The organism is Pseudomonas sp. CFII68 (genome assembly GCF_000416195.1).
GTDB lineage: Bacteria > Pseudomonadota > Gammaproteobacteria > Pseudomonadales > Pseudomonadaceae > Aquipseudomonas > Aquipseudomonas kilonensis.
On record NZ_ATLN01000059.1, the window covers coordinates 1 to 11,387 of the forward strand.

Consider the following 11,387-nt stretch of genomic DNA (forward strand, 5'->3'; position numbering starts at 1 on the left):
TATAGACTTCCAGAATCTGCCGTCAACACCTTTCTTCACAATTCTGTCACATCAGTCAAAAAGCCCCGTAAACACAGAGGCCGGCGCCCAAGGGTGCCGGCCTCTTCACTTACCGGTTACAAGCTGGGGAACGCAAACTGCGAAGCCTCATGGCTGGCCCGCTGCGGCCAGCGCTGGGTAATGGCCTTGCGACGGGTATAGAAACGCACGCCGTCCGGGCCGTAGGCGTGCAGGTCACCGAACAGTGAACGCTTCCAACCGCCAAAGCTGTGATAGGCAACCGGCACCGGCAATGGAACGTTGACGCCCACCATGCCGACTTCGATCTCATCGCAGAACAACCGCGCCGCCTCACCATCGCGAGTAAAGATGCAAGTGCCGTTGCCATACTCGTGATCGTTGATCAACTGCATCGCCTCTTCCAGGCTGTTAACCCTGACGATGCACAGCACTGGCCCGAAGATCTCTTCCTTATAGATGCGCATCTCAGGGGTCACGCGATCAAACAGGCAGCCACCCAGGAAGAAGCCCTCCTCATGCCCGGTCACACTCAAGCCACGGCCGTCGACCACCAGCGAAGCACCCGCCGCCACACCGTCTTCTATATAGCCGCTGACCTTGTCCCGATGCTGACCGGTCACCAACGGCCCCATATCCAGCCCGCAAGACGTGCCGGCGCCAATCTTCAGCGCCTTGATCTGCGGCACCAGCTTGGAGACCAACGCATCCGCCACCTGGTCGCCGACACACACCGCTACCGAAATCGCCATGCAGCGTTCACCGCACGAACCGTACGCCGCGCCCATCAGTGCGCTGACGGCATTGTCCAGGTCCGCATCCGGCATCAGCACCGCATGGTTCTTCGCCCCACCCAGCGCCTGGACGCGCTTGCCGCGCCGAGTGCCCTCGGCATAGATGTACTCGGCAATCGGCGTCGAACCGACAAAACTCAGCGCCTTCACTTCTGGCGCTTCGATCAGTGCGTCCACCGCAGCCTTGTCGCCGTGCACCACGCTCAATACGCCCTTGGGCAAACCGGCTTCCAACAACAACTGGGCGATCAGCAACGTCGAACTCGGGTCACGCTCGGACGGCTTGAGAATAAAGCAGTTACCGCAAACGATCGCCAGCGGATACATCCACAGCGGCACCATCGCCGGAAAGTTGAACGGCGTGATGCCCGCCACCACGCCCAGAGGCTGGAAGTCTGACCAGGCGTCGATGTTCGGTCCTACGTTACGGCTGTATTCGCCTTTGAGGATTTCTGGTGCCGCACAGGCGAACTCGACGTTTTCGATGCCGCGCTTGAGCTCACCGGCCGCGTCTTCCAAGGTCTTGCCGTGTTCTTCACTGATCAACTGCGCGATGCGCGACTCGTTCTGCTCCAGCAATTGCTTGAAACGAAACATCACCTGCGCGCGCTTGGCCGCCGGTGTATTGCGCCAGGCCGGGAAAGCCGCCTTCGCGGCGTCGATGGCCTGCTGGATGGTCGCGCGATCAGCCAATGGCACTTTATGGATGGCCTGGCCAGTGGACGGGTTGAACACATCGGCGGTGCGAGCGCTGTCGCTCAGCAGTTCGCCATTGATCAAATGCGGGATGAGGCTCATGGGGACTCCAAAATTATCCACAGGCGCCCTTGACCGGACGCCCGTTATCGAAAGCTATATAGAAGGACGTATCAGTCGAGCTTGTTCAGCACTTCACCGACCGCATCGAACAGGCGATCCAGGTCCTGCGGCTTGCTGTTGAACGTTGGCCCGAACTGCAGGGTGTCGCCGCCGAACCGCACATAGAACCCGGCTTTCCACAACGCCATGCCGGCCTCGAACGGACGCACGATGGCATCGCCGTCGCGCCCGGCGATCTGGATCGCGCCGGCCAGGCCATAGTTGCGAATGTCGATGACGTTCTTCGCGCCCTTCAAGCCGTGCAATGCATTCTCGAAATGCGGGGCGATCTCGGCCACGCTCTGTACCAGGTTTTCCTTCTGCAACAGGTCCAGCGCCGCCAGGCCAGCCGCGCAGGCTACCGGGTGCGCCGAGTAGGTGTAGCCGTGGGGAAATTCCACCGCGTACTCGGGCGTCGGCTGGTTCATGAACGTCTGGTAGATCTCGGAGCTGGCAATCACCGCCCCCATGGGAATCGCACCATTGGTGACTTGCTTGGCGATGCACATCAGGTCCGGGGTCACGCCGAAGCTGTCGGCACCGAACATTGAACCGGTGCGACCGAAACCAGTGATCACTTCGTCGAACACCAGGAGGATGCTGTGCTGGTCGCAGATTTCCCGCAGGCGCTTGAGGTAACCCTCAGGCGGCACCAGCACGCCGGCCGAACCCGCCATCGGTTCGACGAACACTGCGGCGATGTTGGACGCATCGTGCAGCTCGATCAGCTTCAGCAGCTCATCGGCCAAGGCGATGCCACCTTCTTTTGGCATGCCACGGGAATAGGCATTGCTGGCCAGCAAGGTGTGAGGCAAGTGGTCGACGTCCATCATGGCCTGGCCGAACAGTTTGCGGTTGCCGTTGACACCGCCGAGGCTGGTGCCGGCGATGTTCACGCCGTGATAGCCGCGGGCACGACCAATCATCTTGGTCTTGGTCGCCTGGCCCTTGAGACGCCAGTAGGCGCGGACCATCTTCACCGCGGTATCGGCGCACTCGGAGCCGGAGTCGGTAAAGAACACATGATTGAGATTGCCCGGGGTCAGGCTGGTGATTTTTTCCGCCAGTTGGAACGACAGCGGATGGCCGTACTGGAACCCCGGCGAGTAATCGAGGGTGCCCAGTTGCTTGGCGACCGCTTCCTGGATTTCCTTGCGCGTGTGGCCGGCGCCACATGTCCACAGGCCCGACAGCGAGTCGTACACCTTGCGCCCCTTGTCATCCACCAGCCAACTGCCTTCGGCAGCGACGATCAGGCGCGGATCGCGCTGGAAATTGCGGTTGGCGGTGTAAGGCATCCAGTGGGCATCCAGCTTGAGCTGGCTAGCCAGGGAACCGGCAGCGTGTTCGGGCATGTTCATCGACAAAACCTCGCAGGTCATAAGCGACAGGGATCGAAAGGCGTTCTTGCAGCTAAGTTGCCACGGCGATAAAGTCGGTGAAATCCAACTTTTGTAACCTTCAGTCGGTGGATCACTAAACTATGAGCGTTCGTCGTCCCGATCCACTGGCCCAGGTCAGCGACTTTGATATTCGCCTGCTGCGCATTTTCCGCAGCGTAGTTGAATGTGGTGGATTTTCCGCCGCTGAAACCGTGCTGGGCATCGGTCGCTCGGCCATCAGCCAGCAGATGAGCGACCTCGAGCAACGTCTCGGCCTGCGCCTGTGCCAGCGTGGGCGCGCGGGATTTTCCCTGACCGAGGAAGGTCGCGAGGTGTATCAATCGGCGTTGCAGCTATTGAGCGCACTGGAAAGCTTTCGCACCGAGGTCAACGGCCTGCACCAGCATTTGCGCGGTGAATTGACCATCGGCCTGACCGACAACCTGGTCACCCTGCCCCACATGCGCATCACCCATGCCTTGGCGCAATTGAAAGAGCGCGGGCCCGACGTGCAGATCCAGATTCGCATGATCGCCCCCAACGAAGTCGAGCAAGGCGTGCTCGACGGGCGCTTGCATGTTGGCGTGGTTCCCCAGGCCAGTGCCCTGTCCGGGCTGGAATATCAACCGCTGTACAGTGAACGATCGCTGCTGTACTGCGCGGTCGGGCATCCGCTGTTTTATGTCGATGACCAGCAACTTGAGGACGCTCGCCTCAACAGCCAGGACGCCATCGCGCCGACCTTCCGCCTGCCAGCCGAAATACAGGCCCATTACCAGGCGCTCAATTGCACCGCGAGTGCATCGGACCGCGAAGGCATGGCGTTCCTCATTCTCACCGGGCGCTACATCGGTTACCTGCCCGATCACTACGCCAGCCTCTGGGTCCAGCAAGGTCGGCTGCGAGCCTTGAAACCGGCGGTACGGTTCTATGACCTGAGCCTGGCGTCGGTCACGCGCAAGGGCCGCCGGCCTCACTTGGTGCTGGAGAGCTTTCTCGAAAGCCTGGCGGCCACCCGTTAACCCCTGTGGGAGCGGGCTTGCTCGCGAAGGCGGTGTATCAGGCGACACCTATATTGAATGACCCTCCGCTTTCGCGAGCAAGCCCGCTCCCACAAGGGGCAGAGGATCGCCATCGAGAGGCTTTTAGTGTGATGGCACTTGTCGGATTGATGCCGGTGCGCTATCAACGCATTTGCTTGCCCACAGACCCAGCCCGGAAACGCCCATGACCTTTGAAGTCCCTGCCCACGGTGGCAAGCCCACCAGTCGCATTCGTCAAAAGAATGAAGAGACGATCCTCAAGGCTGCCGAAGATGAGTTCGCCCGTCACGGGTTCAAAGGCACCAGCATGAATGCCATCGCCCTCAAGGCCGGGCTGCCCAAGGCGAACCTGCATTACTACTTCACCAACAAGCTCGGCTTGTACGTGGCGGTGCTGAGCAACATCATCGAATTGTGGGACAGCACCTTCAATACCCTCACAGCCGAGGATGATCCCGCCGAAGCCTTGACCCGCTATATCCGCGCCAAAATGGAGTTCTCTCGTCGCCAACCCCAGGCCTCGCGATTGTTTGCCATGGAAGTGATCAGCGGTGGCGAATGCCTGAGCGAATATTTCAACCAGGATTATCGCGCCTGGTTCAATGGTCGGGCGGCCGTATTCCAGGCCTGGATCGATGCCGGCAAGATGGACCCGATCGACCCGGTGCACCTGATTTTCCTGCTGTGGGGCAGCACCCAGCATTACGCCGACTTCGCCACCCAGATCTGTCGCGTGACCGGGCGCAGCAAGTTGACCAAGCAAGACATGGTCGAGGCTGGCGACAACCTGATCCGCATCATTCTCAAGGGCTGCGGCCTGACACCTGCCCTCTAAGATCGCCATGACCTTTACCCTTGCCGGCTTTTGCGAATACCGCGAAGAAATTCGCAAAAGCCGTTTCATTACGCTCGCCGCGCCCATCACCAGCCCCGCCGACGCCCAGGCCTTTATCGAGCAGCACAGTGACCTGAATGCCACGCACAATTGCTGGGCCTGGAAACTCGGCGACCAATACCGCAGCAACGACGATGGCGAGCCGGGTGGCACTGCCGGGCGGCCGATCCTGGCCGCAATCGAAGCACAGGCTTGCGATCAGGTCGCAGTGCTGGTGATCCGCTGGTACGGCGGGATTCAACTGGGCACGGGCGGGCTGGCCCGGGCTTATGGCGGCGGCGCGAACAAATGCCTGCAAAACGCCGAGAAAATCGAATTGATCAGCCGCGTGCCCTTGCACTGTAGCTGCGGGTTCGCCGAACTGCCCTTGGTGAAACTGCGCGTCGCCGAATGCGGCGGGCTGGTCAATGAAGAACGCTTTACGGCCAATGGCGTAGACCTGCAGTTGGCCGTGGGTGAAGCGCAGATCGAAACATTGCAAACGCAACTGGCCGACCTGAGCCGTGGACGGATTCGGTTAGGGCGCTGAGTTCAAAGGCTGCAACCTTTCAGGGCGCCTCGCAATCGTTCAACTTGCCCACATCCACTGTGCACCCGACTGTGGATAACCTGAGCACATCCCTCTGTAACCCTTCTGTCATGCGGGTTTGAGAGGGTTGCTCATTTTTCAGCCAAAGTCCCGCCGAACCGACAAATTTATCCACAAAACAAGTGCTTGCAGCGGTTTATCACCTTTAGAAGAAAGCCTCGCAGTGCTTATGCCCGAGTTTCCGGCTTGCGCACAATAACTGTGGAGCAACCTGTGGATAACCCGTTCATGGCTCCTGCCACCCCAAGAAGGGCATGGCTCGCAGCCGCTTGCTCAATTTTTAACCACCCATTTCAGGGCAAACCGGTGCCTGCACCCAATCCTCGTGCGCCAAGCCGGTGCAGATTTTCCCTTGGACAGGCGTCCGGGCCACACGTAGAAGGCCTTGGCGGCGGGATCAAGGTGATTTCCTGACCTGATGGCCAGGAAATTGCTTTATCCACAGGCATTCCTGTCCATCGGCCCGAGCCTGTCATGTCCAACCCCGACTCAATCGCGCGCCTGCAATTGCGCAACATCAGCAAACGCTACCCCGGTTGCCTGGCCAACGACGCCATCGACCTGAGCATCCAACCCGGCGAGATCCACGCCCTGCTCGGGGAAAACGGTGCGGGAAAAAGTACCCTGATGAAAATTATCTACGGCGTCACCCCTGCCGATTCGGGTGAAGTGATCTGGCAAGGCCAGCGCGTCAACCTGCGCAACCCGGCCCAGGCCCGCAGCCTGGGAATCGGCATGGTGTTCCAGCATTTCTCGCTGTTTGAAACCCTCACCGTTGCGCAAAACATTGCCCTGGCAATGGGCGCTGCAGCCGGTACGCCGGCGCAGCTGGAACCTCGGATCCGCGAGGTTTCCCGGCGCTATGGCATGACGCTGGAACCGCAGCGGCTGGTCCACAGCCTGTCGATTGGCGAGCGGCAGCGGGTGGAGATCATTCGCTGCCTGATGCAGGACATTCGCCTGCTGATTCTCGACGAACCGACTTCGGTGCTCACGCCCGCGGAAGCCGAAGAATTGTTCGTGACCCTGCGCCGCCTGGCGAGCGAGGGCTGCAGCATCCTGTTTATCAGCCACAAGCTCGGGGAAGTGCGAGCATTGTGCCACAGCGCCACGGTGCTGCGCGGCGGGCGGGTGTCGGGGCATTGCACGCCGGCGCACTGCTCGGACCGGGAGTTGGCGCAACTGATGGTCGGCGAAGCGGCCGGACTGATCACGGACTACCCCAAGGTCAGCGCAGACAAAGCCTTCCTGCAAATCAACAAGCTGTCCTGGCACAACCCGGACCCGTTCGGCTGCTCGTTGCGGGACATTGACCTTGCGGTCTGCAGCGGCGAAATCGTCGGCATCGCCGGGGTGGCGGGAAATGGCCAGGACGAATGGCTGGCGTTGCTCAGCGGAGAAACTCCGCTTGCCCGCCAGCAAGGCGAAACGATCCGATTCGACGGGCAACCCGTGGCTCATCTACGCCCCGACGCCCGTCGCCGGCTTGGGCTGGCCTTTGTCCCCGCCGAACGCTTGGGCCATGGCGCCGTGCCGCAATTGAGTCTGGCGGATAACGCCTTGCTCAGCGCTTTCCAACAGGGCCTGGTCAGCCACGGACTGATTCGCCGCAGCAAGGTCGAACACCTGGCCGAGGAGATCATCCGTCGCTTTGGCGTGAAGACACCCGACACCAAAACCCCGGCGCGCAGCCTCTCGGGTGGCAACCTGCAGAAATTCATTCTCGGTCGGGAAATCCTCCAACAGCCGAAGCTGCTGGTGGCCGCTCACCCGACCTGGGGCGTGGACGTCGGCGCGGCGGCGACCATCCATCGCGCCCTGATTGCCCTGCGCGATGCAGGCGCGGCGATTCTGGTGATCTCCGAAGACCTCGATGAACTGTTCCAGATCAGCGATCGCCTCGGTGCCTTGTGCGGTGGGCGTCTGTCGGCCTTGAGGCCCACCGTCGAGACCCGGCTCAGTGACGTCGGCGGCTGGATGGCCGGCCAGTTCGACGCCCCTCAATCCCCTGCCCCCGCGCCGGTTTAACGGAGTTCTACATGCTGCTTTCTCTCGAACCTCGCGGCCAGCAATCGCGCTTGATGCTCTGGTGCTCGCCGCTCTTGGCCGCCGTGTTGACCCTGGGCTGCGGCTCACTGCTGTTTATCGCCCTCGGGCATGACCCGTTGCAAACGCTGTACACCTTGTTGATCGCCCCGATCAGCGACCTGTACGGCGTATCCGAATGGCTGGTCAAAACCTTGCCGATCCTGCTGTGCGCCCTCGGCCTGGCAGTGGCCTATCAGGCGCGGATCTGGAACATCGGCGCCGAAGGCCAACTGCTGCTGGGTGCCTTGGCCGGCAGTGCCTTGGCGGTGAACATCATCGGCCTGCAAAGTCGCTGGGCGCTGGTGTTGATCCTGCTCACCGGCACCTTGGCCGGAGCGGCGTGGGCCGGGCTCACGGCGTGGCTGCGCACGCGCTTCAATGCCAATGAAATCCTCACCAGCATCATGCTCAATTACATCGCCCTGAACCTGCTGCTGTTTTGTGTTCACGGGCCGTTGAAAGATCCGGCGGGGTTCAACTTCCCGGAGTCGGCGATGTTCGGCGAGGCCAGTCGCCTGCCGTTGCTGCTGGAGGACGGCCGGGTCCACGCCGGGCTGTATTTCGCCCTGCTGGCGCTGGTGGCGGTGTGGGTGTTGCTGCAGAAAAGCTTCGTCGGCTTTCAGATCAAGGTGTTGGGCCTCGATGCCCGCGCCGCCGGTTTCGCCGGTTTTCGCCAGAAACCGTTGGTGTGGCTGGCGTTGTTGATCAGCGGGGCACTGGCCGGGCTGGCCGGCGTCTGCGAAGTAACCGGGCCGATCGGTCAACTGGTGCCGCAGGTGTCGCCGGGCTACGGCTATGCGGCAATTACCGTGGCGTTCCTGGGGAGGCTTAATCCCATTGGCATTCTGTTTTCCAGCCTGTTGATGGCGTTGCTGTACATCGGCGGCGAGAGCGCGCAGATGTCGCTGAACCTTCCCCAGGCAATCACCCAACTGTTCCAGGGAATGATGCTGTTTTTCCTGTTGGCCTGCGACGTGCTGATTCTGTACCGGCCACGCCTCAACCTGCGCTGGGCCCGGCGCACCCGAACCGCCGCTGTACAGGCAGGAGCGCTGTGATGGATATCGACCTGTTGAGCAATATTTTCTACGCCATGATCCGCTGCGGCACGCCGTTGCTGCTGGTGGCCCTGGGTGAATTGGTCTGCGAAAAAAGCGGCGTCCTCAACCTGGGCCAGGAAGGCATGATGCTGTTCGGTGCGGTGATCGGTTTTATCGTCGCCTTCAACAGCGGCAACCTCTGGCTCGGCGTGCTGCTGGCGATGGCTGCCGGCATGCTGTTGTCGGCGTTGTTCGCGCTGGTGGCGTTGGTGTTCAACGCCAATCAGGTCGCCACCGGGCTGGCGCTGACGATTTTCGGGGTGGGCCTGTCGAGCTTTGTCGGAGCGGCCTGGGTCGGCAAACCGTTGGCCGGGTTCGAGCCGCTGGCGATTCCCTACTTGAGTGACATTCCATTGATCGGGCGAATGCTGTTTGCCCAGGATCTGCTGGTTTACCTGTCCTTTGCTCTGTTTGCCCTGGTGGCGTGGACAATCATGAAAAGCCGCGCGGGATTGATCATCCAGGCCGTCGGCGAGAACCCAGATGCCGCCAGCGCCATGGGCCTGCCGGTGTTGCGGGTGCGAACCCTGGCGGTGTTGTTTGGTGGCGCCATGGCCGGGTTGGCCGGCGCCTATCTGTCGCTGGCCTACACGCCGATGTGGGCTGAAAACATGAGCGCCGGGCGCGGCTGGATCGCCCTGGCGCTGGTGGTGTTCGCCAGTTGGCGGGTGTGGCGCCTGCTGCTGGGCGCCTACCTGTTCGGCCTCGCCAGCATCCTGCACTTGGTGGCCCAGGGGCTGGGCCTGGCGATTCCATCGAGTCTGCTGGCGATGCTGCCGTATGCCGCGACCATTGTGGTGCTGGTGCTGTTGTCCCGGGATGCCGTGCGCACTCGACTGTATGCGCCGGTGTCCCTGGGACAGCCTTGGCAGGCGGGGCATTGAGATAGACCGCGGCGCGCTTATCGCGGGCAAGCCTTGCTCCCACAGGCTTTCATGAGTCCCACAGACTGTCAGTGACCTGTGGGAGCAAGGCTTGACCGCGATGAGTCCCGAACAGGCAACACCTGAACCAAGCCCCACACCACCTCGAAAAACAGGAAAACCCACAACACCGCATTGGCCCCATGAAGCAGCGCATACAGCATCCAGGCTGCAAACAGAAACCGCCCCACCGCGTCATAACGCCCATACAGTGCCTGCGGATCCCGAATCCGTAGCACCGACCACACGCAGACAATCGAGCCGAGCAGATTCACCATCAGCACATGCGCCGGCGCAAACGGCGGCAGTTCTCCAGGCAGGTCGAATAGCTGAGTCAAACTCATCAACACACCATGCAGCGCCGCAAAGCTCCACGGCGTGACCAGCGCGGCCGACACGATCAGGTCGTACCAGGCGCTGCCAAGCACCACCCGGCGGTATTGCATCGAAGTCCACATACACTTTGCTCCAGATAATTGGGGAGCGAATAGGCTAAAGCCTGGGGTATGCTCCAAGGTCAAGTCCTCAGGAGTTCCGCAATGCGCATCGGTGAATTAGCCCAGGCCTGTGCCGTCAGTCGAGACACGCTGCGCTTCTACGAGCAACGGGGCCTGATCGCGGCGTCGCGTAGCGCCAATGGCTATCGCGACTACCCCGCCGACATAGTGCAACTGGTGCTCTATATCAAGACCGCCCAGCGCCTGGGCTTTACCCTGGGCGAGATCAGCGCCAGCGTTGGCGCCCTGTGGAACGCCCCCGATCCGGACTGCGCGGTGACGCAATTGCTGCAAGACAAACTGAACCTGATCGAAACCCGCATCACCGAACTCGATGCGTTGCGTCACGAGCTGAAACAACGGCTCGGGCAACGCTGTCCATTAAATCCATGACCTTTTTCTTTCAAGGATGCCTCTCATGAATTCGGCAAGAAACGCATTGATCATCGGCGCCTCCCGGGGCCTGGGCCTCGGTCTGGTGAAGACGCTGCTCAGCGATGGCTGGAACGTGACCGCCACCGTGCGCAACCCGCAGAACGCAGAGGCTTTGAAGGCGCTGGGCCCGGTGCGGATCGAAAAACTCGACATGGACGACCAGCAAGCGGTCATCGCCCTGAGCCAACAGCTCAAGGGCGAGACCTTCGACCTGCTGTTCGTCAATGCCGGCGTCAAGGGCCCGGACAACCAGAACCCGGGCGGCGCGACGCTGGCCGAAGTCGGCCAGTTGTTCTTCACCAACGCCGTGGCGCCGATCAACCTGGCCCAACGCTTTGTCGGCCAGATCCGCGACGGCAGCGGCGTGCTCGCCTTCATGAGTTCGGTGCTGGGCAGCGTGACCATGCCCGACGCGCCGGAGCTGGCGCTGTACAAGGCCAGCAAGGCGGCGCTCAACTCCATGACCAATAGTTTTGTCAGCCAACTGGGCGAGCAGACATTGACCGTGCTGTCGCTGCACCCGGGTTGGGTGAAGACCGACATGGGCGGCGAAGGCGCGGACATCGATGTCGAGACCAGCACTCGCGGGCTGATCGACCAAGTGAATGCCTTCGCCGGCAAGGGCGGGCATCACTTCGTCAACTACAGGGGCGAAACAATCCCTTGGTAACCACCACAGTCCCCTAATGTGGGAGCGGGCTTGCTCGCGAAGGCGCTGGGTCAGTTAACGATAATGTCGCCTGATACACCGCCTTCGCGAGCAAG

Annotated in this window: 11 protein-coding genes; 8 read left to right on the top strand and 3 right to left on the bottom strand. The window is 61.4% G+C overall.

Annotated features, from left to right (window positions below):
• Positions 1 to 116: 116 nt before the first annotated feature.
• Positions 117 to 1,610, bottom strand: coding sequence for a CoA-acylating methylmalonate-semialdehyde dehydrogenase (locus CFII68_RS17260; protein ID WP_018605104.1), 1,494 nt, complete (start codon positions 1,608 to 1,610; stop codon positions 117 to 119).
• Between the two features lie 71 nt (positions 1,611 to 1,681).
• Positions 1,682 to 3,031, bottom strand: a complete 1,350-nt coding sequence (locus CFII68_RS17255; RefSeq protein WP_003197518.1) for an aspartate aminotransferase family protein — start codon at positions 3,029 to 3,031, stop codon at positions 1,682 to 1,684.
• 122 nt (positions 3,032 to 3,153) lie between these two features.
• On the opposite strand from CFII68_RS17255, the gene CFII68_RS17250 reads away from it, so the two are divergent.
• The 6 genes from CFII68_RS17250 (at position 3,154) to CFII68_RS17225 (ending at position 9,651) form a co-directional block, all read left to right on the top strand.
• Positions 3,154 to 4,074, top strand: coding sequence for a LysR family transcriptional regulator (locus tag CFII68_RS17250; RefSeq protein ID WP_014336429.1), 921 nt, complete (start codon positions 3,154 to 3,156; stop codon positions 4,072 to 4,074).
• A 205-nt stretch (positions 4,075 to 4,279) separates the two neighbouring features.
• Positions 4,280 to 4,930: a TetR/AcrR family transcriptional regulator gene (locus tag CFII68_RS17245; RefSeq protein WP_018605108.1), complete on the top strand. Its 651-nt coding sequence runs from the start codon at positions 4,280 to 4,282 to the stop codon at positions 4,928 to 4,930.
• 7 nt (positions 4,931 to 4,937) lie between these two features.
• The gene (locus CFII68_RS17240; protein ID WP_018605110.1) at positions 4,938 to 5,519 is read left to right on the top strand and encodes a YigZ family protein; all 582 of its coding nucleotides are present in this window, start codon (positions 4,938 to 4,940) and stop codon (positions 5,517 to 5,519) included.
• Between the two features lie 534 nt (positions 5,520 to 6,053).
• Positions 6,054 to 7,607 carry an ABC transporter ATP-binding protein gene (locus CFII68_RS17235; protein WP_018605112.1) on the top strand — a complete coding sequence of 518 codons (1,554 nt, stop codon included), beginning with the start codon at positions 6,054 to 6,056 and terminating at the stop codon, positions 7,605 to 7,607.
• A gap of 11 nt (positions 7,608 to 7,618) precedes the next feature.
• Entirely contained in the window at positions 7,619 to 8,725 is a 1,107-nt protein-coding gene (locus CFII68_RS17230) for an ABC transporter permease (protein ID WP_018605113.1), read from the top strand.
• Positions 8,725 to 9,651 carry an ABC transporter permease gene (locus CFII68_RS17225; RefSeq protein WP_014336425.1) on the top strand — a complete coding sequence of 309 codons (927 nt, stop codon included), beginning with the start codon at positions 8,725 to 8,727 and terminating at the stop codon, positions 9,649 to 9,651. The genes CFII68_RS17230 and CFII68_RS17225 overlap by 1 nt, the downstream gene beginning before the upstream one ends.
• A 68-nt stretch (positions 9,652 to 9,719) precedes the next feature.
• Here the strand turns inward: CFII68_RS17225 and CFII68_RS17220 are convergent, their stop codons facing one another.
• Positions 9,720 to 10,148: a hypothetical protein gene (locus CFII68_RS17220; RefSeq protein ID WP_018605116.1), complete on the bottom strand. Its 429-nt coding sequence runs from the start codon at positions 10,146 to 10,148 to the stop codon at positions 9,720 to 9,722.
• A gap of 81 nt (positions 10,149 to 10,229) precedes the next feature.
• Here CFII68_RS17220 and CFII68_RS17215 point away from each other — a divergent pair, with 81 nt between their 5' ends.
• Both CFII68_RS17215 and CFII68_RS17210 read left to right on the top strand, forming a co-directional pair.
• A complete protein-coding gene (locus tag CFII68_RS17215) occupies positions 10,230 to 10,580 on the top strand; it encodes a MerR family transcriptional regulator (RefSeq protein WP_018605117.1) in 351 nt (116 codons plus the stop codon).
• A gap of 25 nt (positions 10,581 to 10,605) precedes the next feature.
• On the top strand, positions 10,606 to 11,292 hold the full coding sequence (locus tag CFII68_RS17210; protein ID WP_014336422.1) for an SDR family oxidoreductase: 687 nt from the start codon (positions 10,606 to 10,608) through the stop codon (positions 11,290 to 11,292).
• Positions 11,293 to 11,387 lie beyond the last annotated feature (95 nt).